This is a genomic window from Variovorax sp. V116 (assembly GCF_041154435.1).
Lineage (GTDB): Bacteria > Pseudomonadota > Gammaproteobacteria > Burkholderiales > Burkholderiaceae_C > Variovorax > Variovorax paradoxus.
Genome location: NZ_AP028661.1, coordinates 1,714,780 through 1,740,372 on the forward strand (window position 1 = coordinate 1,714,780; position 25,593 = coordinate 1,740,372).

The following is a 25,593-nucleotide window of genomic DNA, read 5'->3' on the forward strand; positions in this document are numbered from 1 at the left end:
GCCGCCTGCGCTGTCGGCGCAGAACCACAAGCCCCAGGCTCTACTTGGCGCCGCCTGTGTATTTGCTGACGCTCGTTGCGTTCACGTGGTAGCCGCTCACGCCCATCATCGAATCGTTGCGCAGCGTCTGCAGCTTGCCGGTGACCCACACGGTGTCCATGGCGCGGAACTTGGCGCCCTTGGGCGTGACCACGTGCAGGATCTGGTTGGCCGGCGGCGGCGGCGTGTGGATGCAGGCGCCGAAGTAGGGCACGAGCAGGAACTCGGTCACTTCGCCCTTGGCTTCCTCGAGCGGCACGATGAAGCCCGGGATCTTGATGTCCGCGCCGTTCATGGAGGGGTTGGTCGGTGCGTTGTTCGACACTTCCTGCATCTTCATGAGCAGCTCGTTGGCGCGCGGGTCGCCGTCGTTGAGCGCGCTCAGGTCCATGCCCTTGAATTCCTTGGCCGGGTCCCAGTCCTTGGGCACGAGCTCTTCCCAGGTGATCTGGCGCGGCTGGCCCGGCGCAGCCTTGGCTGCGGCAGCAGGCGGTGCGGCCTTGCCGCCGAGCGGGTTCGATGCGGTCGTGTCCTTGGGTGCCGGGTCGGCGGCCCATGTGGCGGCGGCAAGGCCGGCGCCAGCCAGCAGCATCGAAAGCCGCGTGAAGGCGTTGACCGTGGAGTTCTTCTTTGCGATGCGCATGGTTCAAATCCTCGGGGAAAGGCCGTCGGCCAACGAGAGCCTATAGGCGCGGATGCCCGGCAGCAGGCTTGCCAGCCAGCCCGCGACCAGCAGGCTCGCCATCAGCAGCCATTCATTCAGTGTAGGTGGCGAAAGGCTCAATGTCAGCCCGAACTGCGCCTGCAGCCATGGCGCGAGCAGGGCAATGCCAAGCACCGCCATCACCACGCCGAGGGCCACGCCCAGCACGGTGACCATGGCGCCCTCCAGCGCAAGCAGCGCCAGCACATGGCGCAGGCCGGCACCCACGGCGCGCAGCACGGCCAGCTCGCGCCGCCTTTCGTTCAGCCCCGCCATCACCACCGAGACCAGGCCCGCAAGGCTCACCAGCGCCACCAGCGCCGACATCAGCAGCAGGGCGTTCTCGCCGATGCCGATCACGCTCCACAGCTCGTCGAGCGCCACGCCGGGCAGGATGGCCATCAGCGGCTCGCCGGTGTAGGTGGAGATCCAGCGCTGCACGCCGAACACGGCCGAGCGGTTCTTCAGGCCCACGAGCGCGGCCGTCACGTTCTTGGGCGTGAGGTCGAACTTGCGCACCTGCTCGGCCGGGATCTTCACGCCCGGCATCGGCGCGCCGCCCACCCATTCGAGGTGGATCGCTTCCATCGCTTCGAGGCCGATGTGCACCGTGCGGTCGACCGGCGTGCCGGTGCGCGCGAGCACGCCCACCACGGTGAAGGGCTTGTCGGCATGCTCGGACGCATTGAGTTCGCCGCTGCCATGCGCGAGCGTGATCCTCTGGCCGACGTGGTAGCCGAGCTTGTCGGCCACCTCGGCGCCCACCACCGCATCGAACAGCGCGCTGAAGGGCTTGCCCTCGCGCAGCGCGAGCGGCTGGCGGTTGCCGTAGCGAAAGCGCGCGAAGTATTCGGGCGAGGTTGCGAGCACCGCGAAGCCGCGGTGCGAGTCGCCGAGCGAAAGCGGCACCACCCAGTCGACGCCCGGATGCGCGGCCAGGGCCTGCACGCTCTTCCAGGAAATGTTGTTGGTGGCCGCGCCGATGCGGAACACCGAGTACAGCAGCAATTGCGTGGCGCCGGTGCGCGCGCCCACGATCAGGTCGGTGCCCGAGACGGACGATGCGAAGTTCTCGCGCAGCTCGGTGCGGATGCGCTCCACGCCGAGCAGCAGGAAGGTCGACAGCGCGATCGAGAACACCGTGAGCGCCAGCGTGAAGCGCCGATTCCAGGCGCTGCGCCAGGCAATGGAAAAAAGTGCCTTCATCTCAGCTGTCCGCCGCCATGGCCGCGGGCGCCGCGCGGTTGATCTCGGGCAGCAGCACGTGCCGCGCAAAGCGCTGCGCAATGCGCTGGTCGTGGCTCACGAACACGAGCGCGCTGTTGTTCACGGCGCAGGCCGTCAGCAGCACGTCGAGGAAGGCTTCGCGCCGGTCCTCGTCGAGCGCCGAGGTGGGTTCGTCGGCAATCACCACTTCGGGCTGGCCGATGAGCGCGCGCGCCGCGGCCACGCGCTGCTGCTGGCCCACGGAGAGCTGCATCGCCTGGCGCTTCCAGAGGTTGCGGTCGAGTCCCATCTGATCGAGCAGGTGCTCGGCCTCTTCGCGCGCGCTGCCGCCGCGTGCGGCCTGCGCCTCTCGCCGCTGCGAGAAGCGGCAGGGCAGCAGCACGTTGTCGAGCACGTTCAGGTAGGGCAGCAGGTTGAACTGCTGGAAGATGTAGCCGACGTGCGCAACGCGGCAGCGGTCGCGCGCGGCGCCCGAGAGCTGCGACCAGTCGTGCCCCAGCAGCGTGACGCGGCCTTCGTCCGCCACCAGCACGCCGGCCAGAAGCGACAGCAGCGTGCTCTTGCCGCAGCCGCTCGGCCCGTGCAGGAAGACGGCCTCGCCCGCGGTGATGCGCAAGGCCTCGATATCGATGCACGGCCTTGGCATGCCGGGCCACGAGAAGCGCAACCCTTCGGCGGCGAGCACCACGCGCAGCGGCGGCGCGGCCTCGCCCTGGGGGACGGTGCTCACAGTGTCACTTGCCCAGGTTCAGGCGAACGGGCTGGGCGGCCTGTGCGCCGGCCGGGCGCTTGAGCTGGCGCTTGAACTGGCCTTGGGCGGATGCAATCTGCGAATCGATCTGGCGCGTGCCCTTGAAGGCGGAGAACAGATTCACATCGATGAACTTTGCCGCGGCCCCATGGGTGCAGTTGAACGAAAAGGTCGCGTCGAGGTCGGCATGGCCCGCGGGCTCTGCCGGGTCGGGGTTGCCAAGGCCCAGTGCGCTGGAGCGCAGCTCGACCGGGCCGAGCTTGCAGTTGGCGGCCGGGTCGATGGCAAACAGCTTGTCGGCTGCGCGCAGCTGGGCGATAGCGTCTTCGGCGGTCTTCTTCTCGGCGTCGGTCTTGGGCGCGCGCTCGAAGCCGACGATGTTGTCCAGTGGCGATTCCATGTCGATCACCACCGTGGGTCCGTCGATCGCCACATCGAGCTTGAGCTGGCCGTGCACATGCGCATGCTGCTGCTGCGCCTGGGCGGAAAGAAAGGGGGCTGCGAACAGCGCCGCGGCCAATGCGAGGCCGGATGAAATGCGTCGTCGAAGTCGGGTCTTGCTCATGGTTCTGCGCCTTGCCGGGTCGGCAGCCCCGGCGTGTTGCTCCACTCGCTCCAGCTGCCGGCATAGAGCGCCGTCGTCCCAAGGCCCGCGATCTGCATCGCGAGCAGGTTGGGCACAGCGCTCACGCCGCTGCCGCATTGGTGGACGACCGTCGCCGGATCGCGTCCCGCGAGCAGCGCTTCGAACTCGGCGCGCAATTGCGATGCCGGCTTGAACTTGCCGTCGGGGCCGAGGTTCTCGGCGAAGGGCCGGTTCACAGCCCCGGGGATGTGACCCGCAATCGGGTCCAGAGGTTCCACCTCTCCGCGATAACGTGCGGCGGCACGCGCGTCGATCAGGTTCTGGTCAGGCTGGCCGAGCCGGCGCGCCACCACGTCGGTGGCCACGAGCTTCACCAGCGGCTCGCCCATCACGAAGTTCGACTGGAAGTGCGCGGGCTCCTCGCGGTTCGTGACTTCGCCGCCCGCGGCCTGCCAGGCCTGCAGGCCGCCGTCGAGCACGGCCACCGCGTCGTGGCCCATCCACTTGAGCATCCACCAGAGCCGGCCGCAGTAGTTGGCGCCGTTGCGGTCGTACACCACGGCCTGCATGTCGTTGGAAAAGCCGATGCTCGACAGCCAGGCCGCGAACTTCTCGCGGCTGGGCAGCGGATGGCGCCCGCCCGAGGCCGGCACGCCGTCTTCCTGCGCGATGACCACGTCGCCCTGCGCGCCCGGCATGCCGTGCTTGGCGCTCAGGTCGGTGTCGAGGTTCGCGTACACCGCGCCCGGGATGTGGGCGGCGGCATATTGCTGCGCGCCGGCTTCGGGCTTCATGAGATCGAAGCTGCAGTCGAAGACCATGTGGGGCGCGTCGCCGGCCTGCAGCTGCTGGAGTTGTTCGACGCTGAGGAGGGTGGTGTACATGGCGGGGTTCCTTCGTTGTCGATGAGGGTCGATGCGGATCAGTGTTCTTCGGCCGGCGCCTTGGGCACTGCGCGCTGGCGCAGCACGGTGGCCGCGATGCCGCTCACGATGATGAGCGCCATGCCGGTCCAGCCGGCGGCGTCGATGCGGTCGTCGAACAGCACCACGCTGTACAACGCCGCAAAGATGATGCCGGAGTACTGCAGGTTGGCCACTACCAGCGTGCCGGCCTGCGTCTTGGCCGTGGCGTAGGCGCGCGTCATGCACAGCTGCCCGAGGGCCGCCAGAAGGCCGATCGGCAGCAGCCACAGCGCATGCTGCCACGTCCAGGAATTTCCGCCCGAAAACCCCGTGGCGGCCGTGGCAAAGGCGCCCGCCACCGCGGAGCCCACCGCGAAATAGAACACCGTGCGCAGCTCGGGTTCGCCGATGCGCGACAGCGCCACCACCTGCATGTAGGCAAAGGCGGCCGTGAGGCCCGACAGCAGGCCCAGCATTCCTGCGAAGCCGTCGCTGCCGCTGACCGTGGGCTTGAGCATCAGCACCACGCCGGCAAAGCCCGCGAGCACGGTCAGCGCGAGCGTGCCCTGCAGCGGCGGCCGCTCGATGCGCCCGTCGCGCCCGGGCACCGGCACCCAGGCCAGCAGCGCGCCGCCGACCAGGAAGGCCGCGATCCACACGCTGCTCATGTAGTTGAGCGTGACGGCCGTGGCCAGCGGCATGTGGGCAATGGCATAGAACCACGCGCCCAGCGACACCACGCCGATGGTGCTGCGCCAGGCGTGCATGCCGGGGTAGCGGGTGGCCATGGAGACGCCGCGGTTGCGCGCCAGCAGCCACAGGAACACGATGCCGATCAGGCCGCGCCCGAGCACCATCTCGCCGCTGTTGAACCAGGCCGAGGCCACCTTGACGACCACGCTCATGGTGGCGAACAAGAAGGCGCCCAGCACCATCCAGAGTGCTTGCACTATCGGCTCAGGCGTTGTTCTGCATTGCGCTGCGGTACCACTCGTGGAACTGCTGCATGCCGTCTTCCATCGGGCTCTGGTAGGGGCCGCTCTCGTCGTCGCCGCGCAGCATGAGCGCGCGGCGGCCGGCGTCCATGCGCTCGGCGATCTCGTCGTCCTCCACGCAGGTTTCCATGTAGGCGGCCTGCTGGGCCTCGACGAATTCGCGCTCGAAGGCCACGATCTCCTCGGGGTAGAAGAACTCCACCATGTTGAGCGTCTTGGTAGGGCTCACCGGATGCAGCGTCGACACCGTGAGCACATGCGGATACCACTCGATCATCACGTGCGGATAGTAGGTGAGCCAGATGGCGCCGTACTTGGGCGGCTTGCCTTCGCGGTACTGGAGCAGCTGCTCCTGCCACTTCTGGTAGATCGGGCTGCCCGCGCGGCCGAGCCGGTTGGCCACGCCCACGGTCTGCACCGAGAAGTTGCGGTTGAACTCCCAGCGCAGGTCGTCGCAGGTGACGAAGCTGCCCAGGCCCGGGTGGAACGGGCCGACGTGGTAGTCCTCCAGGTAGACCTCGATGAAGGTCTTCCAGTTGTAGTTGCACTCGTGCAGCTCGACGCGGTCGAGCGCGTAGCCCGTGAAGTCGAGGTCGGCGCGCGGGCCGAGTTCGGCCATGTCGGCCGCCACGTCGCGCCCTGCGCCATCGGGACCGCGCTCGAACAGCAGGCCGTTCCACTCGGTGAGCGGGTAGTTGTGCAGGTTGAGGCAGGGGTCCTGCTGGAAGTGCGGCGCGCCGATCAGCGTGCCGGTGGTGCGCGCATCGCTGGCCGCATAGGTCCAGCGGTGCAGCGGGCAGACGATGTTGCCGCCGGCCTGGCTGTCGAGCTGGCCGCGGCCCTGGAGAATGAGCGCCTGGCGGTGGCGGCACACGTTGGAGATGAGTTCCACGCCCTTGGGCGTGTGCACCAGCGCGCGGCCCTGGTGCTCCTGCGGCAGGGTGTGGAAGTTGCCGGGCTCGGGCACGGCCAGGCGGTGGCCCACATAGCGCGGGCCCTGCGCGAACAGCGTTTGCATCTCGCGCGCATAGAGCGACTCGTCGAAGTACGCGGAAACTGGAAGTTGGCTCGTGGCCTGCTGCAGTTGAAGACTTAAATCAGACATGGAGGACCTGACCAAGCTCCCCACAGGGAGAAAAAAGAAAAGACGGAAGGCGCCGTCTGGAGGGCGACGGCCCGAAGAGTTGTGCCGGGTCGGCCGGCTTGGGAAGCTCGGATTGTACCCAAGGGGGCAGTGCAGTGCCGTTGGCTTGCCGCATGCCGGCGCCCGTTTGCTTCCCCGTCCTAAAATGCGCGGTTTCACACTCGTTCGCTCGCATGCCCAAGGTCCCTTCTTCCGCCACGTCCAGCCCGGCCGCCACGCCCGACACGGGGCCGCTGCCGGCCAGCTACGAAGCCGGGCTCCAGGAGTTGGAACAATTGGTTGCAGAACTCGAGTCGGGCCAATTGCCGCTCGACCAGCTGCTCGGCAGCTACCAGCGCGGCGCCGCGCTGCTCGCCTTCTGCCGCGAAAAGCTCCAGGCGGTCGAAGACCAGATCAAGGTGCTCGACGCCGGGAGCCTCAAGCCCTGGACTGCCGAATGAGCGCGGTTCAAGCGGTGGAATGGGATGCCGCGCGCCTGGCCAGCTGGAGCGACCCGCACCTGGCGCGCGTCGAGGCGGCGCTGTCGCGCTGGGTCGGCGTCGACGCGCCGGTGCTGCTCGGCGATGCCATGCGCTATGCCGTGCTCGACGGCGGCAAGCGGCTGCGGCCGCTCCTGGTGCTGGCCGCGAGCGAAGCGGTCGGCGGCAATGCGGCTGCGGCGCTGCGTGCGGCCTGCGCAACCGAGCTGATCCACGCCTACTCGCTGGTGCACGATGACCTGCCGAGCATGGACAACGACGTGCTGCGGCGTGGCAAGCCCACGGTGCACGTGAAGTTCGGCGAAGCCGATGCGCTGCTGGCCGGCGACGCCCTGCAGGCCCTGGCCTTCGAGCTGCTCACGCCCGAGGGCGACGAGATTCCCGCATCGATCCAGGCCGCGCTGTGCCGTCTGCTCGCGCGCGCCGCGGGCAGCCAGGGCATGGCGGGCGGGCAGGCGATCGACCTGGCCAGCGTGGGCCTCGCGCTGGACGAAGCGCAGCTGCGCGAGATGCACCGCCTGAAGACCGGCGCGCTGCTGCAGGGCAGCGTCGAGATGGGCGCGGCCTGCGCCGGCGCCGTGGCGCCCGCGGCGCTCTCTGCCCTGCGCGACTATGGCGCCGCCATCGGCCTGGCGTTCCAGGTGGTCGACGACATCCTCGACGTCACGGCCGATTCGCAGACCCTCGGCAAGACCGCCGGCAAGGATGCGGCCGCCGACAAGCCCACCTATGTTTCGCTGTGGGGCCTGGACGGTGCGCGTGCGCAGGCAAGGCAGCTGCTGGCCGAATCGCTCGCGGCGCTGGACCGCAGCGGCCTGGCCGACACCGCGGCGTTGCGCGCGCTGGCCCACATGGTCGTCGACCGCGACCGATGAACAACTCACAGATGGACAAGAAGACCCACGACGATCCCATGGCTGCGCTGCTTCCCACGCTTCACGATCCATCGCCGATCCGCCAGTTCGACCGCGCCCAGCTCAGGCAGCTGGCGGCCGAGGTGCGCGCCTGCGTGCTCGACAACGTCTCGCGCACCGGAGGCCACCTGAGCTCGAACCTTGGCACGGTCGAGCTCACGGTCGCGCTGCACCACGTGTTCAACACGCCGCACGACCGCCTGGTGTGGGACGTGGGCCACCAGACCTATCCGCACAAGATCCTCACGGGCCGGCGCGAGCGCATGCCCACGCTGCGGCAGATCGGCGGCATCTCGGGCTTTCCGCAGAGGAGCGAGAGCGAATACGACACCTTCGGCACCGCGCACTCGTCGACCAGCATCTCGGCCGCGCTCGGCATGGCGATGGCGGCCAAGCAGAAGGGCGAAGACCGCCATTCCGTGGCCATCATCGGCGACGGCGCGCTCACGGCCGGCATGGCCTTCGAGGCGCTCAACAACGCCGGCGTGTGCGACTGCAAGCTGCTGGTGATCCTGAACGACAACGACATGTCGATCAGCCCGCCCGTGGGCGCGCTCAACCGCTACCTCGCGCAGCTGATGAGCGGCAACTTCTACGCCGCGGCCAAGAACGTCGGCAAGAGCGTGCTGCGCGCCGCGCCGCCGCTGTTCGAACTGGCCAAGCGCTTCGAACAGCATGCCAAGGGCATGGTGGTGCCCGCCACGCTGTTCGAGCAGTTCGGCTTCAACTACGTCGGCCCCATCGACGGCCACGACCTCGATTCGCTGGTGCCCACGCTCGAGAACCTCAAGCACCTGGACGGCCCGCAGTTCCTGCACGTGGTCACCAAGAAGGGCCAGGGCTACAAGCTGGCCGAGGCCGACCCGGTGGCCTACCACGGGCCCGGCAAGTTCGATCCGCAGGTGGGGCTGGTCAAGTCCACGGCGGTGGCCAAGCAGACCTTCACGCAGGTCTTCGGCCAATGGCTCTGCGACATGGCCGCGCACGACGGCCGGCTGGTGGGCATCACGCCGGCCATGCGCGAAGGCTCGGGGCTGGTCGAGTTCGAGCAGCGCTTTCCGGACCGCTACTACGACGTCGGCATTGCCGAGCAGCATGCCGTCACCTTTGCGGCGGGCCTGGCCTGCGAGGGCCTGAAGCCGGTGGTGGCGATCTACTCGACCTTCCTGCAGCGCGCCTACGACCAGTTGATCCACGACGTCGCGATCCAGAACCTGCCGGTGGTGTTCGCACTCGACCGCGCCGGCCTCGTGGGTGCCGACGGCGCCACGCACGCGGGCGCCTACGACATCCCGTTCCTGCGCTGCATTCCCAACATGAGCATTGCCTGCCCGGCCGACGAGCGCGAGTGCCGGCAGCTCCTGTCGAGCGCCTACGAGCAGAACCATCCGGTGGCCGTGCGCTATCCGCGCGGGGCCGGTGCGGGTGTGGTGCCGCACCTCGCACTCGACGCGCTGCCGTTCGGCAAGGGCGAAGTGCGCCGCGAGGGCAAGCGCATCGCCATCCTGGCCTTCGGCACTTTGCTGTACCCGGCGCTCACGGCGGCCGAATCGCTCGATGCCACGGTGGTCAACATGCGCTGGGCCAAGCCGCTGGACGTCGAGCTGCTGCTGAAGGTGGCGGGCACGCATGACGCCATCGTCACGCTCGAAGAGGGCGCCGTCATGGGCGGCGCGGGCAGCGCGGTGCTCGAGGCGCTGCAGGCGGCCCATGTGCAAAGGCCGGTGCTGCAGCTGGGCCTGCCCGACCGCTTCATCGAGCATGGCGACCCTGGCAAATTGCTCGCATCGATCGGTCTCGATGCGCCCGGCATTGCCGCTTCGATTGCGCAGCGCTTCGGCGCGGCCGCCGCAGGGTAAACCCCCGCCGGGCGGGTGTAAGTGCGTTTTTACAATATCCGGGACTTACAAAAGTCCTCGACGCGGCCACAAGCCGCGTTTCGTTTTTTCCAATGCACTCGGAGTGAATTCAATGGATCGTCGTTCCCTCATTAAAAACGCCGGCATTGCGGGCGTTCTGGCCGCCGGCATTGCGCCCGCAGTTCATGCGCAGGCGGCCGTCCGCTGGCGCCTGGCGTCGAGCTTTCCCAAGTCGCTCGACACCATCTACGGCGGCGCGGAAGTCTTCGCCAAGGCAGTCAAGGCCATGTCGGGCGGCAAGTTCGAAATCTCGGTCCATGCCGGCGGCGAGCTGATGCCTCCCTTCGGCGTGGTGGACGGCGTGCAGAACGGTTCGGTCGAGATGTGCCACACCGTGCCCTACTACTTCTACGGCAAGAACCCCGCGTTCGCGCTGGGTTCGGCCATTCCGTTCGGCCTGAACTCGCGCCAGATGACCGCGTGGATGATGCACGGCAACGGCCGCAAGCTCATGAACGAGTTCTACGCCAAATACAGCATGGTGAGCTTCGCCGGCGGCAACACGGGCTGCCAGATGGGCGGCTGGTTCCGCAAGGAAATCAAGTCCGTGGCGGATTTCAAGGGCATGAAGATGCGCCTGGGCGGCGGCCTGATCGGCGAGGTCATGCAGAAGATGGGCGCCGTGCCGCAAAGCCTGCCGGGCGGCGAGATCTACCAGGCGCTCGAAAAGGGCACCATCGATGCCGCCGAATGGGTGGGACCGTACGACGACCAGAAGCTCGGCTTCAACAAGGTCGCGCCGTTCTACTACTACCCCGGCTGGTGGGAAGGCGGTCCGGAAGTGGACTTCTTCATCAACCAGAAGGCCATGGACGGCCTCTCGGCCGAGAACAAGGCCATCGTGGAAGCCGCCGCGGCCGTGGCCTCGTCGGACATGCTGGCCAAGTACGACGCGCTGAACCCCATCGCGCTCAAGCAGCTCGTGGCCGCCAAGACCAAGGTGCTGCCGTTCTCGCAAGCCATGATGGACGCCGCCTACAAGGCTTCGCTCGAGGTCTATGCCGAGAACGACGCCAAGAGCCCCGAGTGGAAGAAGATCTACGCCGACTTCCGCAGCTTCCAGCGCGACCAGGTGCTCTGGTTCCGTTTTGCGGAATCGCGCTTCGACTCGTTCATGTCCACGCTCAAGCTCTGATCCGGGTTCACTCCGGCCAGCAAAAAGCCCCGCGATGCGGGGCTTTTTTTTTGGGGCTTCGGGGAAGGCCCGCGGCCGCCGCGTGCCCCGGAGGGCCTGCAGCGGCTTTCTTCGAACTACTTCTTGCCCGCGTCCCGGTCCAGCTGTTCCTGCATGGCCTTCATCGGGTCTTCTTCCGCGCCCGCAGGCGCTTCGCCGCCGGCCGGTGCCGAGGCGCCGGGTGCCGGCTCGGGAGCGGGCTGGGAGTCGTCCTTCGGCATGTTGGCCTGCATCTCGGCGCCGATCTTGTCGAGGTCGACTGCCACCTCCTTGTCGAGCCCGCTCGAGACGATGGCCGGGAACGCGATGATCAGGCCGACCATGATGATCTGGATCAGCACGAAGGGCACCGCCCCCCAGTAGATCTGCATGGTGGTGACGGGCTCGATGCGTTCGTTCGTGACCTTGTCGTTGTAGGCCTTGGTCGGCGCCACGCTGCGCAGGTAGAACAGCGCGAAGCCGAAAGGCGGATGCATGAACGAGGTCTGCATGTTCACAGCCAGCAGCACGCCGAACCAGATCAGGTCGATGCCGAGCTTGTGCGCCACGGGTGCCAGGAGCGGCACCACGATGAACGAGAGCTCGAAGAAGTCCAGGAAGAACGCCAGGAAGAAGATCAGCACGTTCACCAGGATCAGGAAGCCGAGCTGGCCGCCGGGCATGCCGGTCAGCAGGTGCTCGACCCAGCGCGGTCCGTCCACGCCCTGGAACACCAGGCTGAAGATGGTCGAGCCGATCAGGATGAACACCACGAAGCACGACAGCTTGGTGGTGGTGTTGAGCGCCTGCTTGAGCAGGCTCATGCTGAGCCGTCCGCGCACCATGGCCATGATGAAGGCGCCCAGGGCACCCATGGCGCCGCCTTCGGTGGGGGTGGCCACGCCGAGGAAAATCGTGCCCAGCACCAGGAAGATCAGCAGCAGCGGCGGGATCAGCACGAAGGTCACGCGCTCGGCAATGCGCGACAGCAGGCGCAGCCGCAGCAGGCGGTTGGCCACCGCGATCAGGAAGGCCAGCATCACGCCGACGCACATCGACACCACGATGGTTTCGTCGGTGGCCACGCTGGTCACGGGCTGGCCGGTCCACCAGGTGTGGACATCGGCAATGTGCTTGGCAAAGAACACGGCCGCCGCGGTGGCAACGGTGGTCAGCACCAGCAGCGAGGGCAGGCCGCTGCTGCCGCTCGGCTCGCGGAAGGTGCGTGCCTCGAGCGGCAGGGCCGGAACCCACTTGGGCTTGAAGATGGCCAGCAGGATCACGTAGCCCGCGTACATGGCCGTGAGCATGAAGCCCGGCACGAACGCGCCCTTGTACATGTCGCCCACGCTGCGGCCGAGCTGGTCGGCCATGATGATCAGCACCAGCGAAGGCGGAATGATCTGCGCCAGCGTGCCCGAGGCCGCAATCACGCCCGAGGCGATGCGCCGGTCATAGCCGTAGCGCAGCATGATCGGCAGCGAGATCAGGCCCATCGAGATGACCGAGGCCGCCACCACGCCGGTGGTGGCCGCAAGCAGCGCACCCACGAAGATCACGGCCAGCGCGAGGCCGCCGCGCACGGGGCCGAAGAGCTGGCCGATCGAGTCGAGCAGGTCTTCGGCCATGCCGCTTCGCTCGAGGATCAGCCCCATGAGCGTGAAGAACGGAATGGCCAGCAGCGTGTCGTTCTGCATGATGCCGAACACCCGCAGCGGCAGCGCCTGCAGCAGCGCCTCGGGCAGGAGGCCGAGCTCCACGCCGACGAAGCCGAAGAACAGGCCGCAGGCGCCGAGGCTGAACGCCACCGGGAAGCCGAACAGCAGGAACACGATCAGCCCCGCGAACATGATCGGGGCGAAGTTTTGCGTAATGAATTCCATGGGGTGCTACCGCTCAGCCTTTGGCGTTGGATTCGGCGAGCCGGCGGATCGACTCGGCCAGTTCTTCTTCGGCGGTCTTTTCGTCGCGCTTCTGCGTGGGATCGTCGATGCGGCCCTGCAGGAACGCGATGCGCTTGATGAGTTCGGACCAGCCCTGGAGCATCAGCAGCGAGAAGCCCAGCGGGATCATGGCGTAGATCGGCCAGCGGATCAGGCCGCCGGCGTTGTTCGACATCTCGCCCGAGCGATAGCCCTGCAGGAAGAACGGAATGCCATACCAGAGGATGGCGAGGCAGACCGGCGTGAGGAAGAAGCTGAAGCCGATGATGTCGACCCAGATCTGGCCGCGCTTGGACAGGCGGCTGAGGATCACGTCGATCTTCACGTGCTCCTGGTTCAGGAGGGTATAGCCCGCGGCAATCAGGAAGGATGCGGCGAACAGGTACCACTGCACTTCGAGATAGGCGTTGGAGCTGACGTTGAACACCTTCCGGACCACGGCATTGACGCCGCTGATCACGGTGGATGCAAGGATGAGCCAGATCACGTACTTGCCGATCTGGCCATTGAGCCAATCGACCGCGCGCGAAAATCTGAGCAGGAAATTCATGCTCTTCTCCAGAGAGGAAATGGATGCTTGGATGCAGAAGCGGGCCGGGCTCCGCCGGCGGGCGGCGGTCCGGGGGCTTTCGGCGGACGCGCGATTTTATCGGCGCGCAAAGCCGTTTTCGGACGGGCACGGGCGGTGTATTCCCGTAGGCGCGGCCGCCATGCGCCGCACTGGTGCGCCGGCTCGCGATAATGAAACATGCCCTCGTCGTCGCCGCCTCCGCTGCCCACGGGCTTGCCGCACTCCATCGACTCGCCCGACATGCAGCGCGCCGGCCGCGAGCTGCTCTCGCTGGCCCTGATCGATGCGCGCAACCACACGCTTCATCTGCTCTCGCTTTACGAAGAGGCGCTGGGCTCGCCCGCGCTCGCGGTGGAGCGCACGGGCGATGCGGGCCTGGTGCCGCCGCTCTGGCTGGCCGGGCACATCGGCTGGTTCGCCGAATGGTGGATCGGGCGCAACACCCAGCGCGCCTTCGGCGCCGATTGCCCGGTGCGGCCGACCCGCCTGGCCGCCATCGAGCCCGCTGCCGACGACTGGTGGAACCCGGCCCAGGTTTCGCCCGCGCAGCGCTGGTCGCCCGGCCTGCCGGACCTGGCCCAGACCAAGGCCTACCTGCTCGAAACGCTGGAGAGCACGCTCGAACTGCTCGAGCATGCGGCCGAGACCGATCCGGGGCTTTACTTCTACCGCCTCGCGCTCTTCCATGAAGACCTGCGCGGCGAGCAGTTCATCGTGATGGCGCAGACGCTGGGGCTGCCTTTGGGCATCGATCCGATGCCCACGGCCGTCACGCGCGAGCCGCTGCTGCTGCCGGCCACGCAATGGGAGCTCGGCCTGCCCGAGGGCTGCGGCTTCGCCTTCGCGCAGGAGCAGGGCGCGCACCGCGTCGAGGTGCCCGAATTCGAGATCGATGCCCAGCCCGTGACCTGGAGCCAGTTCATCGAATTCGTCGACGAGGGCGGCTACGACCGCGAGGAGCTCTGGCATCCGCAGGGCTGGCGCTGGCTCGCCTCGCAGATCGAAGGGCGCCGCGGGCCGCGCCATATCGAGCAGATCGGCGTCGCGCGCAACGGCACCGGCGGCTCGGTGCTGCAGCACCGTTTTGGTGCCACCGTGCGTGCGGCCGGCCACCACAGCGCGGTGCACCTGAGCTGGTGGGAGGCCGATGCCTGGACGCGCTGGGCCGGCCGGCGCATCGCGACCGAGGTCGAATGGGAAATTGCGGCGCACACGGCGGCGCGGCGTGGATTCCGCTGGGCCGACGTGCACGAGTGGACCGCGGGCACGCTGCGGCCCTGGCCCGGCTTTCGCGCCGATCCCTGGAGCGCGGGCAGCGAGTTCGATCCCGTGCCTGCATTCGGCGAGGCGCGCGTGCTGCGCGGCGCGTCGTTCGCGACCCGCTCGCGCCTGCGTTCGCCGCGGCGCCGCAGCTTTGCGCTGCCCGGGCGCGACGATGGTTTCTTCGGCTTCAGGACCTGTGCACTTTGAGCCTGCGCCGGGGGCTGCCTAGTCGCCGATCCCGGTGCTCCCGATCTCCGACGACAGCGGCGGCGCCACTTCCTCGAGCGGCTTGCACTCCGCATCGGCCGCATAGCGCAGCGCGAGCAGTCCCGCAACGATGACCAGCGTGGCGCCGATCGCGTAGCCCACCATCACCGCGCCGCGGCTGCCGGTCTCGATCAGCACGCCGAACAGCACCGGCGCCACGAAGCCGCCCGCGCCCATGCCGATGGCGTAGAAGATCGCGATGGCCATGGCGCGCATCTCGAGCGGGAACACTTCGCTGACCGTGAGGTAGGCCGAGCTCGCCGCGGCCGAGGCCAGGAAGAACACCGCCGACCAGCACAGCGCCTGGCTGCGCGCATCGAGCCAGCCCATCATGAAGGCCCAGCCGGTGAACGCGAGCCCGACGCCCGCGAGCACGTAGGTCAGCGCGATCATCTTGCGCCGCCCCACGCTGTCGAACAGCGGGCCCAGCAGCAGCGGCCCGAGCACATTGCCAAGCGCGAACGGAAAGATGTAGAGCGCCACGTTGTCCTCGGCCACGCCGTAGAAGCGCGTGAGCACCAGCGCATAGGTGAAGAAGATCGCGTTGTAGAAGAAGGCCTGCGAAACCATCAGCGCCACCGCGACCACGCTGCGCGCGCGGTAGCGGCGCAGCAGCACGTGCGCCACCTCGCGCATCGACGGGCTGCGGTGGTGCCCGCCGCCATAGGCCACGCGGCCCTCGGCCAGCGCCAGCGGGCCGTGCTGCGCGCGGACCTCGGCCTCGATGGTCTCGACGATGCGCAGCGCCTCGTCGGCGCGGCCATGCGCCATCAGCCAGCGCGGGCTTTCGGGCACGTGGCGCCGCACCAGCAGGATGGCCACCGCCAGCACCGCGCCCAGCGCGAAACCCGCGCGCCAGCCCCACACCGGACCGATCACGCGCGGGTCGAGCAGCACCAGGCTGAGCCCGGCCCCCAGCGCCGCGCCGATCCAGAAGCTGCCGTTGATCGCGAGGTTGACGCGGCCGCGCACGCGCGCCGGAATGAGCTCGTCGATGGCGGAATTGATGGCTGCATATTCGCCGCCGATGCCCAGGCCCGTGATGAAGCGGCACAGCGCAAAGAAAGCGAAGTCCGGCGAGAACGCGGTGGCCAGCGTGCCCAGGGTGTAGACCACCAGCGTGACCAGGAACAGCTTCTTGCGCCCGAGCCGGTCGGTCAGGCGGCCGAAGAGCAGGGCGCCGATCACCGCGCCCGCGATGTAGATCGAGCCCGACCAGCCGATCTCGCCGGCGCTGAGCCCGAGTGTGTCGGGCCGCTCGAGCACGGCGCCGATCGAGCCGACAAGCGTCACCTCGAGGCCGTCGAGCACCCAGGCCACGCCGAGCGCAACCACCACGCGCCAGTGCCAGCGCGACCACGGCAGGCGGTCGAGACGGGCGGGAATGTCGCTATGCACCGCAGCTGTCATGGGTACAACCTTAACCCATGTGCCCGGACCGCCTCTTCAATGCCCGTGAGCCTTCTTCTCGCGCGCGAAGGTCCACCACGGCAGCAGCGCGCGCAGCGACTGCACCTCGCCGCTGGCCGCAGCCTCGTAGCCGGGCAGCGTCTCCAGCAGGTGCTGCCAGCTTGCGCTCTGCAGCACCGCCACCAGCGCCTGCATGGCGGGCTGGTCGAGCGCCGACTTGAGGCAGGCCAGGTGGTAGCGCTCCCGCACCAGCGGCACGAAGTCGAGCCCTTCGGCGTGCGCGGCAGATTCGAGCCCGAGCCCCGCATCGGCCTGTCCGGACGCCACGGCATGCGCGACCGCGGCATGCGAGGTTTCGCAGCGCTCGTAGCCCGCGAGCGCTGAGGCGTCGAGACCGGCTTCTGCCAGCAGTTCGTCCAGCAGCAGGCGCGTGCCGGTGCCGATGGCCCGGTTGACGTAGCGCGCGCGCAGCCGCGCCGCGTCGGCCAGCGAGCGCAGGTTGAGCGGGTTGCCCGGCGCCACGAGCAGGCCCTGCGTGCGCCGCGCGAATCCGATCAGCTTGTGCTGACCCGGCTTGAGCAGCGGCTGGTAGGTGCGCTGCGCCAGCGAGCCGCGCGGCGGGTGCTCCAGCGTATGGAAGCCCGCCATCACGCAGCGGCCCTGGTTGAGCGCGCGGATCGCATCGACGCTGCCGGTGAAGTGGATGTCCAGATGCAGCTGCGCGGTGCCCGCCGCATGCGTGCGCAGCAGCGCGAGCGCGTCGTCGTGGCTGGCTTGCAGGCTCAGCACATGGGTGCGGTCGTCGAAGGCGAGGGCGAAGGCGCGCTCCAGTTCGGCATGCAGCGCCTCGATCTGCGGCGCGAGCCGGGCCTGGGCCTGGCGCTCGGCCCACAGCAGCTTGTCGCCGAATTCGGAAAGCTGCGCGCGCTGGCCCTGCTCGCCCTGTATCAGCGGATGGCCGAGCGCCTGCTCCCAGTGCTTGAGCTCGCCCCACACATGGCGGTAGGACAGGTCGAGCGCGCGCGACGCGGCCGAGATGGAGCCGTGCTCGCGCACCGCCTGCAGGATCTGCATCAGCGGATTGCGGATCTGCCGCGATCCGCTGCGGCGGGGCCGGATCGCGTAGGAAAGGTCGATCTGTTGCACGGGGCTGGCGGGGAAATGGAGGCCGGCTCATTATGCAGAGCCGTCCATTGCCCGCCCGCCCGTGCGTCAGGCCGTTTCTGCGAGCGCGTCGCCCAGCGCGTTGACGAGGCGGTCGATCTCCGCCTTCTCGGAAATGAAGGGCGGCGCGAGCTGGATCGTGTCGCCGCCGTAGCGCACGTAGAAGCCCTTCTTCCAGCAGTTCATCGCGATCTCGTACGGCCGGCGTGCCGGCTCGCCCGGCAGCGCGGCAATCGTCAGGCCCGCGGCCAGGCCGTAGTTGCGGATGTCGGTCACGTGCTTGCTGCCCTTGAGGCTGTGCACCGCGTTCTCGAAGTGCGGCGCGAGCGCCTGCACGCGGCCGATCATGTCTTCCTTCTGCAGCACGTCGAGCGCCGCGATGCCGGCGGCGCAGGCCACCGGGTGCGCGCCGTAGGTGTAGCCGTGCGGGAATTCGAGCATGTAGTCGGGGCCGCCCGCCGCCATGAAGGTGTCGTAGATCTCCTTGCTGGCAATCACCGCGCCCAGCGGCTGCGCGCCGTTGGTCACCTGCTTGGCGATGTTCATGATGTCGGGCGTCACGCCGAAGGCATCGGCACCCGTGAGTGCGCCGCAGCGGCCGAAGCCGGTGATGACCTCGTCGAAGATCAGGAGGATGTTGTTGGCGGTGCAGATGTCGCGCAGGCGCTTCAGGTAGCCCTTGGGCGGAATCACCACGCCGGCCGAACCCGCGAAGGGCTCCACGATCACCGCCGCGATGTTCGAGGCGTCGTGCAGCGCGATCAGGTCGAGCAGGCGGTCGGCCAGCTCGGCGCCGTTCTCGGACATGCCGCGCGTGAAGGCATTGGCCGCGATCTGCGTGTGCGGCAGGTGGTCCGCCTCCACGGCCTGGCCGAACAGCTTGCGGTTGGCCGCGATGCCGCCCACCGAGATGCCGCCGAAGTTGACGCCGTGGTAGCCCTTCTCGCGGCCGATCAGGCGCGTCTTGCTGGCAAGGCCCTTGGTGCGCCAGTAGGCGCGCGCCATCTTGAGCGAAGTGTCGGCCGCTTCGGAGCCCGAGCCGGTGAAGAACACGTAGTCCAGGCCCGCGGGCGTGAGCTCCTTGATCCTGTTGGCCAGCTCGAACGAGAGCGGATGGCCGAACTGGAAGGCGGGCGAGTAGTCGAGCTTGGCGATCTGGCGGCTCACCGCTTCGGTGATTTCAGGGCGGCCGTGGCCGAGGCCCGAGCACCACAGGCCCGAGAGGCCGTCGAAGATCTTGCGGCCGTCGCCATCGGTGAAGTAGGCACCCCTGGCCTCCACGATCATGCGCGGATCGGCCTTGAAGTTGCGGTTGCCGGTGTAGGGCATCCAGTGCGCGTCGAGCCAGGCGGCGTCGGTGCGCAGGGCGGGCGTCGGTTCGATGGCGGGCGTTGCAAGGGTCATGGCGCTTCCCGCGCAAGCGGGCTCCAAAAGGGTGATGAGGTGTGCCGATTGTTGGCAGAGCCTTCAGTGTGGAGAATGGCGCAATATCAATGTTCACTTGACACATCATGCAAGTAAAGGCGAAAGCCCAAAACAGTGCCCGCAATCGCGCCGTGCTGGGGCAGCTCAGCGACATGGACCTGCGCCTGCTCAAGGTGTTCAAGAGCGTGGTCGACTGCGGCGGCATGGCGGCGGCCGAGCTGGAGCTCAACATCGGCACCTCCACCGTGAGCCGGCACGTGAAGGACCTGGAAACGCGGCTCGGCCTGGTGCTGTGCCGGCGCGGCCGCGCGGGCTTTGCGCTCACGGCCGAGGGCCAGCGCGTGTACGACGAGACGCTGCGCCTGCTGGCCTCGGTCGATGCCTTTCGCGGCAGCATCGACGACATCCACAACCGCATGGGCGGCCAGCTCGACGTGGCGCTGTTCGACAAGACGGCGACCAATCCGAAGGCGCGCATCGGCGAAGCCATCGCGCGCTTCACCGAACTGGCGCCGGAGGTGAACCTGGCGGTGCATGTGGGCTCGATCAACGCCATCGAGCAGGGCGTGCTGGAAGGCAATTTCCAGATCGGCATCATCCCGGCGCACCGGGCCTCGAAGAGCCTGGTGTACGCCGACCTGTTCGACGAGACGATGCTGCTTTACTGCGGCAAGGGGCATCTGCTCTTCGAGAGCAACAACGCAAAGCTCACGTGGGCCAGGCTGCGCGAGCATCACTTTGCGGGCCTGGGCTACCACTCGCCCAACATGGAACTGAGCCATCGCGCGAAGCTGTCGCGCAAGGCGACGGGCTTCGACCAGGAAGCGATTGCCACGCTGATTCTTTCGGGGCGCTTTCTCGGTTTTTTGCCTGACCACTACGCGCAGGTGTTCGAGGAGCGCGGGCTCATGAAGCCCGTGCTGCCGGCGCGGTTCAACTACGCGTGCCGGTTCGTGAGTTTGCTGCGCCGGTCGCCCAAGCCGTCACGGGCGGTGCTGGCGTTTCAGGAGTGTCTGGAGAAGGCGCACAAGTAACGCTTGTGCGCGAGTTCGGTCTTGCTCCCTCTCCCGCTTGCGGGAGAGGGCCGGGGTGAGGGCTTCGGCAATGGCAAAGGGCGTGCGAGTGTGAAGGCCCGCGGCCCTCACCCTAGCCCTCTCCCCAAGGGGAGAGGGGACAAGAAAAACGGCCTGCTCTCAACCCACCGGTCAACGCTGCCCGCTAGGCAGCAACAGATGCTTCGCCCCGATGTGCGCCTCCATCTCATGCATGTGCGCCTCGGCATCGACCATGTGCTCGGCCATCAGCCGGCGCACCTCGTTCGCATCTTCCCGGCGATAGGCCGCCAGCAGCTGCGTGTGATAGTCGACATTGGCCTCGCCGAAGTGGTGATGGTCCAGCGCCTTCTTGTAGACCACGAGGTCGCGCAGCAGGTCGTTCAGGAAGCGGCACATGAAGGACAGCACCGGATTGGGGCAGGCCTCGGCCAGCATGGTGTGAAACGCAAGCTCGGCCTCGCGCTGCGTGCGCAGCTCGTCCTCGTTGGTGGGCTCCAGCGTGCAAAGGCGCACGTTGGCTTCGAGCCGCTCGAACTGCTCGGGCGTCAGCTTGCCGACCACGCTCACGGCCAGCTCGGGCTCCAGCACCTTGCGCAGCTGGTAGATGTGGTGCCCGTCCAGGTGATGGAAGTGCAGGAAGTTGCGCAGCGGCTCCGACGCATGGTCGACCGAGACCTGCTGCAGGTAGGCGCCGCCGCCCGGCCCGGTGCGGATGGAGACCAGCCCGCGCACCTCCAGCGCCTTCAACGCCTCGCGCACCGTGCTCTTCGAGTAGCCGAAGAGCTCGATCAATTCCTTCTCATTCGGCAGCCGGTCGCCCGGCTGCTTGCGCTCGGCCACGATCCAGCGCTTGACGTCCTCGACGATGACGTCGGAGAGCTTCTGCCGCTTGGCGCGGGTGTGCCCGAAGGTCATGGCGTCCTGCGTCGGTTTCATGCGTAGAGGGTCGTTTCGGGTGATTTAAGGGCTCTGGAGCAGGTATCGGGCCCGGGCCTTCCCGGATTTTGGCACGGGCATTGCTAGCGGGTTTTTACCAGCATATTAATCATATTTATCCGCTTAAATTCGTTGCCGACTTCAGGCAGCACCTTTCTCTTACCTCCCACCCTCGTCCGGAGAATTCCATGCAACGCAGACACCTTCTTCAGCTCGCCGCCCTGTCGGCCGCTCCCGCTTCCCTGCTGGCTGGCCGCGCCGCCTTCGCCCAGTCGGCCGACGCGATCCGCTTCGGCTGCCCGGTGCCGATGTCGGGCGCCTTCGCGGCCAACGGCAAGTTCGCCGACCTGGGCATGAAGCTGGCCATCGAGCAGTACGGCAGCGTGCTCAAGCGCCCGCTGGCCTATACGGTGCTCGACACCGAAGGCAAGCCGGCCACTGCCGTGCGCAAGGTGCAGGAAGCCTCGCAGCAGCAGGGCGCCAAGTTCTTCGCGGGCGGCATCCTGTCGTCCGAAGCGCTGGCCATGGGCAAGGAGGCCGAGAAGGCCGGCGGCGTCTTCATCACCACCGCGGGTGCCGACGAGATCACGGGCAAGGACTGCAACCCGGCCACCTTCCGCTGGTCGGTGCCCACCTTCGGCGCGATCGAGCAGACGGTGCGCCCGCTGATCGCCAGCATGCCGAAGGCCAAGCGCTGGTACACCATCACGCCGCAGTACGTGTTCGGCGAAGGGCTCCTGGGCGCGGCCAAGAACATCTTCCAGGAGAAGGGCATCGAGCACGTGGGCAACAGCTACCACTCGCTCAACGAGAAGGAATTCAGCGGCTATCTCACCAATGCGATGGCCGCCAAGCCCGACGTGCTGCTGCTCCTGAACTTCGGCGCGCAGTCGTCGGCCGCGCTGCGCCAGGCGGTGAGCTTCGGCATGCACAAGAACATGACGATCCTCATGGCCTGGGCCTCGGGTCTGGAGCAGTTCGACGAGCTCGGCGCCGACCTGTGCGACGGCGTCTACTTTGGCGCGCAGTACTGGCACACGGCCGACACCGCCCTCAACAAGGACTTGGTGAAGCTCACGGCCGACAAGCTCAAGATCGTGCCCAACTACAGCCTCGCGGGCTCGTATGTCTGCACCAAGATCCTGATCGACGGCATCGTCAAGGCGGGCACCGTGGACCAGAAGGCCGTGATCGCGGCGCTCGAAGGCATGAAGTACGAGGGGCTCACGGGCACGGAAGAAATCCGCAAGGCCGACCACCAGGTCATCAAGGACTACTACCTGCTCAAGGGCAAGGCCAAGTCGAAGATGAAGAACCCGGCCGACTATGTGGACGTGGTGAGTTCGGGCAAGTCTTTCCTTGCCATCGACAAGACCGGCTGCAAGCTGGCCTGAGGCCGCAAAGGACACCGACGCGCCCATGACCGTCTACCTGCTCCAGACCATCAACGGAATCGGCATCGGCATGCTGTATTTCCTGCTGGCCGTTGGCTTGTCCATCGTGTTCGGCCTGCTGCGCTTCGTGAACTTTGCGCACGGGGCCTTCTACCTGCTGGGCGCGTACCTGTGCTTCCAGGCCATGCAGTGGGGGCTCGACTTCTGGGCCGCGCTGGTGCTGGTGCCGCTGTTCGTGGGCGCGCTCGGCTGGCTGGCCGAGAAGCTGCTGCTGCGCCGCGTCTATGCCAAGGCGCACGAGTTCCACATTCTCGTGACCGTGGGGCTTGCGCTCGCGGTGCAGGAGATCGTCATCGTGTTCTGGGGGCCGCTGGGCAACAGCGTGGCGACGCCCGACCTGCTGCAGGGCGTGGTGATGTGGGGCAGCTTCATCTATCCCAAGTACCGGCTGTTCGTGATCGGCTTCACCGCCGTGCTCGCGGTGCTCTTGTGGTGGGTGCTCGAAGGCACGCGCCTGGGCAGCGCGGTGCGCGCTGGCAGCGAATCGACCGAGATGGTGTCGCTGCTCGGCATCAACGTGTTCCGCGTGTTCAGCCTGGTGTTCGCGCTGGGTGCGGCCACCGCGGCACTGGCCGGCGTGCTGGCCGCGCCGATCCGGGGCGCGGAGCCCTTCATGGGCGTGGAGGCGCTCAGCGTGGCTTTCGTGGTGGTGGTGATCGGCGGGCTCGGCAGCTTCGGCGGTGCGCTGGTCGGCGGTCTGTTGATCGGCATCGTGCAGAGCCTCATGAGCACCATCTGGCCGCCGGGCGCGAGCCTGATGATCTACGTGGCGATGGGGGCGGTGCTGCTGCTGCGCCCGCATGGCCTGCTCGGCCGCAGAGGATGAACATCGCCATGCCCAAAAAAATCACTTTCCTTTTGGCGCTCGTCGTTGCGCTGGTCCTGCCGCTGGTGCTGCGTTCGGGTTCGCTCGCGAGCGAGGTGCTGATCTACGCGCTGGCGGCCCTGGGCTGCAACCTGCTGCTGGGCTACACGGGACTGCTCTCGTTCGGTCAGGGCATCTTCTTCGGCCTCGGCAGCTACACCATCGCGATCCTGCTCACGCGGCTTTCGCTGCCGATGCCGCTTGCCTTGCTCGCGGCCGTTGCCATGGGCGCATTGGGCGCGGCGGTGGTCGGCTGGGTCGCGATCCGCCAGCGCGGCACCTACTTCGTGATGCTCACGCTGGCCTTCGCGCAGATGTTCTACTTTGTGGCGTACACCGCGTCGGGGCTCACGGGTGGCGACAACGGCCTGCTCGACGTGCCGCGCCCCGCCTTCATGGACACGCCCTGGAAGTACTACGCCTTCGTGGCCGTGATGTTCCTCATCGCCTTCGGCCTGCTGCTGCGCGTGACCGATTCGGTGTTCGGCCGCACGCTGCTGGCCATCCGCGACAACGAGGACCGCGCCGCCGCGGTGGGCTACGACCTCAAGCGCTTCAAGCTGCTGGCCTTCGTGATCTCGGGCGCCGTCACCGGCCTCGCGGGTGGGCTGCACGCGATGATGACCGGCATCGCACCGCTGTCGAATGCCGAGTACCACACGAGCGAGATGATCCTGGTCATCACGGTGATCGGCGGCACCGGCAACCTGTTTGCCTCGGTGCTGGGCTCGGCCTTCTACGTGCTGCTGGCCGACTGGCTCTCCACGCTGTGGCCGCGATGGCTGCTGCTGCTGGGGCTGATGCTGATTGCGGTGAGCATCGGCATGCAGCGCGGCCTCTGGGGCCTGGGCGAAAGCGCATGGCGGCGCGTGTTCCGCAAGGTGCCGGCCGCCGCCAAGGCGCCGGCCGTGCAGGGAGAGCAGGCATGAGCGATATCCTCATCGAAGCCATTGGCGTCACCAAGCACTACGGCAAGTTCGCCGCGCTCGGCGGGGTCGACCTGAAGATCAAGCGCAACACCGTGCACTCGGTGATCGGTCCGAACGGCGCCGGCAAGACCACGCTGTTCCACATGCTCACGGGCACCGGCACCACCACGGGTGGCCGCATCCTGTTCGACGGCCACGACGTGACGCACGAGCCCGACCACAAGCGCGTGCAGCGCGGCATGGCACGCTCGTTCCAGGTGACCAGCCTGTTCGCGAGCCTTTCGGTGCGCGAGAACCTGCGCGTGGCGGCGCAGGGCATCGCGCCGCGCCAGGCCATGAACTGCTGGCGCGCGCCGGTCGGCGAACGCGCCTGCGCCGAGACGGTGGCCGAGGTGCTGGAACGCGTGGGCCTGCAGCGGCTGGCCGACGTGCCCGCGAGCGAGCTGTCGCATGGCCAGCAGCGCCGCCTCGAAGTGGGCATGGCGCTGGCCGCCAAGCCCAAGGCCATCTTCCTGGACGAGCCCACCTCGGGCATGGGCATCGACGACCTCGACGACATGAAGCGGCTGATCCGCGGCCTGCGCGACGCCCACACCGTGGTGCTGATCGAGCACAACATGAACATCGTGATGGACATCTCCGACACCGTGACCGTGATGCAGCTGGGCCGCGTGCTGGCCGAGGGGCTGCCGGGCGACATCCGGGCCGATGCGCGCGTGCGCACGGCCTACCTGGGCAACATGATCACGGGGGGCAAGGTATGAGCGCCGCGAACATCCTCGAAGTCGAGGCGCTGCATGCCCACTACGGCAAGAGCCACGTGCTGCAGGGCGTGTCGATGACGGTCGGCGAGGCCGAACTGGTCACGCTGCTGGGCCGCAACGGCGCAGGCAAGTCGACCACGCTCAAGGGCATTGCCGGTGCGGTCACGCCCACCGGCGGCCGCGTGCGCTTCCGGGGCGCGGACATCGCGGGCCTGCCGCCGCATCGCATTGCTACGCGCGGCGTGTGCCTGGTGCCCGAGCACCGCGGGGTCTTCAAGCTGCTCACGGTGGAAGAAAACCTGCTGCTCGGCCAGCGCCGCGATTCGCCCTGGCAGCTGGACGACATCTACCGCATCTTCCCGCGCCTGAAGGAGCGGCGCCGCAATGGCGGCGGCCAGCTCTCGGGCGGCGAGCAGCAGATGCTGGCCATCGGCCGCGCGCTCATGAACCACCCGCGGCTGTTGATCCTCGACGAGCCGGTCGAAGGCCTCGCGCCGGTGATCGTGGAAGAAATCGTCGCGCAGCTCAAGCTCATCAAGGCGGCCGGCGTGGCCATCCTGCTGGTCGAGCAGAACCTGGAAGTCTGCGTGCAGCTGGCGGACCGCCACTACATCCTGGAGCAAGGCGTGATCGTGCACGAGGCGGGCAACGCCGCCTTCATGGCCGACCACGATGTGAAAGACCGCTATCTGGGCGTGGGCCTTGCTTGAGGCTTCGCGCATCCCTTCTTCT

At 67.7% G+C, this 25,593-nt stretch carries 24 protein-coding genes; 11 read left to right on the forward strand and 13 right to left on the reverse strand.

What is annotated here, in order from left to right; all coding sequences use genetic code 11:
- Positions 1–40 precede the first annotated feature (40 nt).
- From ACAM58_RS08010 to ACAM58_RS08040, 7 genes are read right to left on the reverse strand one after another with little or no spacing between them, the layout of a single operon-like run.
- A complete protein-coding gene (locus ACAM58_RS08010) occupies positions 41–682 on the reverse strand; it encodes a DUF3299 domain-containing protein (RefSeq protein WP_278878085.1) in 642 nt (213 codons plus the stop codon).
- Positions 683–685: 3 nt separating this feature from the next.
- Positions 686–1,948, reverse strand: a complete 1,263-nt coding sequence (locus tag ACAM58_RS08015) for an ABC transporter permease (RefSeq protein WP_369664288.1) — start codon at positions 1,946–1,948, stop codon at positions 686–688.
- A gap of 1 nt (position 1,949) precedes the next feature.
- Positions 1,950–2,699 carry an ABC transporter ATP-binding protein gene (locus ACAM58_RS08020; RefSeq protein ID WP_062362498.1) on the reverse strand — a complete coding sequence of 250 codons (750 nt, stop codon included), beginning with the start codon at positions 2,697–2,699 and terminating at the stop codon, positions 1,950–1,952.
- Positions 2,700–2,703: 4 nt separating this feature from the next.
- Positions 2,704–3,285 (reverse strand): DUF2796 domain-containing protein, encoded by a 582-nt coding sequence (locus tag ACAM58_RS08025; protein WP_062362496.1) that lies wholly within the window; start codon positions 3,283–3,285, stop codon positions 2,704–2,706.
- On the reverse strand, positions 3,282–4,190 hold the full coding sequence (locus ACAM58_RS08030) for a sulfurtransferase (protein ID WP_062362494.1): 909 nt from the start codon (positions 4,188–4,190) through the stop codon (positions 3,282–3,284). Before ACAM58_RS08030 ends, ACAM58_RS08025 begins: the two co-directional genes overlap by 4 nt.
- Positions 4,191–4,228: 38 nt before the next feature.
- Positions 4,229–5,146, reverse strand: a complete 918-nt coding sequence (locus tag ACAM58_RS08035; RefSeq protein ID WP_012746710.1) for a DMT family transporter — start codon at positions 5,144–5,146, stop codon at positions 4,229–4,231.
- A 22-nt stretch (positions 5,147–5,168) separates the two neighbouring features.
- Positions 5,169–6,311: an aromatic ring-hydroxylating dioxygenase subunit alpha gene (locus ACAM58_RS08040; RefSeq protein ID WP_062362491.1), complete on the reverse strand. Its 1,143-nt coding sequence runs from the start codon at positions 6,309–6,311 to the stop codon at positions 5,169–5,171.
- Positions 6,312–6,523: 212 nt separating this feature from the next.
- Here ACAM58_RS08040 and ACAM58_RS08045 point away from each other — a divergent pair, with 212 nt between their 5' ends.
- The 4 genes from ACAM58_RS08045 to ACAM58_RS08060 all read left to right on the forward strand — a co-directional run bounded on the left by ACAM58_RS08045 (position 6,524) and on the right by ACAM58_RS08060 (position 10,797).
- The gene (locus ACAM58_RS08045; protein ID WP_012746712.1) at positions 6,524–6,790 is read left to right on the forward strand and encodes an exodeoxyribonuclease VII small subunit; all 267 of its coding nucleotides are present in this window, start codon (positions 6,524–6,526) and stop codon (positions 6,788–6,790) included.
- Positions 6,787–7,704: a polyprenyl synthetase family protein gene (locus ACAM58_RS08050; protein WP_012746713.1), complete on the forward strand. Its 918-nt coding sequence runs from the start codon at positions 6,787–6,789 to the stop codon at positions 7,702–7,704. Before ACAM58_RS08045 ends, ACAM58_RS08050 begins: the two co-directional genes overlap by 4 nt.
- A gap of 38 nt (positions 7,705–7,742) precedes the next feature.
- Positions 7,743–9,602 carry a 1-deoxy-D-xylulose-5-phosphate synthase gene (dxs, locus tag ACAM58_RS08055; protein ID WP_369664477.1) on the forward strand — a complete coding sequence of 620 codons (1,860 nt, stop codon included), beginning with the start codon at positions 7,743–7,745 and terminating at the stop codon, positions 9,600–9,602.
- Positions 9,603–9,714: 112 nt separating this feature from the next.
- Positions 9,715–10,797 (forward strand): TRAP transporter substrate-binding protein, encoded by a 1,083-nt coding sequence (locus ACAM58_RS08060; protein ID WP_012746715.1) that lies wholly within the window; start codon positions 9,715–9,717, stop codon positions 10,795–10,797.
- A 116-nt stretch (positions 10,798–10,913) separates the two neighbouring features.
- On the opposite strand, the gene ACAM58_RS08065 is transcribed toward ACAM58_RS08060, so the two are convergent.
- Both ACAM58_RS08065 and ACAM58_RS08070 read right to left on the reverse strand, forming a co-directional pair.
- The gene (locus ACAM58_RS08065) at positions 10,914–12,698 is read right to left on the reverse strand and encodes a TRAP transporter large permease subunit (RefSeq protein ID WP_369664289.1); all 1,785 of its coding nucleotides are present in this window, start codon (positions 12,696–12,698) and stop codon (positions 10,914–10,916) included.
- 13 nt (positions 12,699–12,711) lie between these two features.
- Positions 12,712–13,308 carry a TRAP transporter small permease subunit gene (locus ACAM58_RS08070; RefSeq protein WP_012746717.1) on the reverse strand — a complete coding sequence of 199 codons (597 nt, stop codon included), beginning with the start codon at positions 13,306–13,308 and terminating at the stop codon, positions 12,712–12,714.
- A gap of 198 nt (positions 13,309–13,506) precedes the next feature.
- Between ACAM58_RS08070 and ACAM58_RS08075 the strand changes: the two genes are divergently transcribed.
- On the forward strand, positions 13,507–14,799 hold the full coding sequence (locus ACAM58_RS08075) for an SUMF1/EgtB/PvdO family nonheme iron enzyme (protein ID WP_369664290.1): 1,293 nt from the start codon (positions 13,507–13,509) through the stop codon (positions 14,797–14,799).
- An 18-nt stretch (positions 14,800–14,817) separates the two neighbouring features.
- Here ACAM58_RS08075 and ACAM58_RS08080 read toward each other — a convergent pair whose 3' ends face one another.
- The 3 genes from ACAM58_RS08080 to ACAM58_RS08090 all read right to left on the reverse strand — a co-directional run bounded on the left by ACAM58_RS08080 (position 14,818) and on the right by ACAM58_RS08090 (position 18,837).
- A complete protein-coding gene (locus ACAM58_RS08080) occupies positions 14,818–16,269 on the reverse strand; it encodes an MFS transporter (protein WP_369664291.1) in 1,452 nt (483 codons plus the stop codon).
- Positions 16,270–16,305: 36 nt separating this feature from the next.
- Positions 16,306–17,415: a substrate-binding domain-containing protein gene (locus ACAM58_RS08085; protein ID WP_012746720.1), complete on the reverse strand. Its 1,110-nt coding sequence runs from the start codon at positions 17,413–17,415 to the stop codon at positions 16,306–16,308.
- Between the two features lie 66 nt (positions 17,416–17,481).
- Positions 17,482–18,837 carry an aspartate aminotransferase family protein gene (locus tag ACAM58_RS08090; protein ID WP_062362485.1) on the reverse strand — a complete coding sequence of 452 codons (1,356 nt, stop codon included), beginning with the start codon at positions 18,835–18,837 and terminating at the stop codon, positions 17,482–17,484.
- Between the two features lie 107 nt (positions 18,838–18,944).
- Here ACAM58_RS08090 and ACAM58_RS08095 point away from each other — a divergent pair, with 107 nt between their 5' ends.
- A complete protein-coding gene (locus ACAM58_RS08095) occupies positions 18,945–19,892 on the forward strand; it encodes a LysR family transcriptional regulator (RefSeq protein ID WP_012746722.1) in 948 nt (315 codons plus the stop codon).
- 171 nt (positions 19,893–20,063) lie between these two features.
- Here the strand turns inward: ACAM58_RS08095 and ACAM58_RS08100 are convergent, their stop codons facing one another.
- Positions 20,064–20,849, reverse strand: a complete 786-nt coding sequence (locus tag ACAM58_RS08100) for a FadR/GntR family transcriptional regulator (RefSeq protein WP_012746723.1) — start codon at positions 20,847–20,849, stop codon at positions 20,064–20,066.
- Positions 20,850–21,037: 188 nt separating this feature from the next.
- On the opposite strand from ACAM58_RS08100, the gene ACAM58_RS08105 reads away from it, so the two are divergent.
- Genes ACAM58_RS08105 through ACAM58_RS08125 form a run of 5 tightly spaced genes read left to right on the forward strand, consistent with a single transcriptional unit; the run spans position 21,038 to position 25,571 of the window.
- Complete coding sequence (locus tag ACAM58_RS08105) at positions 21,038–22,243, forward strand: ABC transporter substrate-binding protein (RefSeq protein WP_012746724.1); 1,206 nt, start codon at positions 21,038–21,040, stop codon at positions 22,241–22,243.
- A gap of 25 nt (positions 22,244–22,268) precedes the next feature.
- Positions 22,269–23,129 (forward strand): branched-chain amino acid ABC transporter permease, encoded by an 861-nt coding sequence (locus tag ACAM58_RS08110; RefSeq protein ID WP_012746725.1) that lies wholly within the window; start codon positions 22,269–22,271, stop codon positions 23,127–23,129.
- 8 nt (positions 23,130–23,137) lie between these two features.
- Positions 23,138–24,097 (forward strand): branched-chain amino acid ABC transporter permease, encoded by a 960-nt coding sequence (locus tag ACAM58_RS08115; RefSeq protein WP_012746726.1) that lies wholly within the window; start codon positions 23,138–23,140, stop codon positions 24,095–24,097.
- Entirely contained in the window at positions 24,094–24,861 is a 768-nt protein-coding gene (locus tag ACAM58_RS08120; protein ID WP_012746727.1) for an ABC transporter ATP-binding protein, read from the forward strand. Before ACAM58_RS08115 ends, ACAM58_RS08120 begins: the two co-directional genes overlap by 4 nt.
- Positions 24,858–25,571 (forward strand): ABC transporter ATP-binding protein, encoded by a 714-nt coding sequence (locus ACAM58_RS08125; RefSeq protein WP_012746728.1) that lies wholly within the window; start codon positions 24,858–24,860, stop codon positions 25,569–25,571. Before ACAM58_RS08120 ends, ACAM58_RS08125 begins: the two co-directional genes overlap by 4 nt.
- The last annotated feature ends 22 nt before the right edge of the window (positions 25,572–25,593 follow it).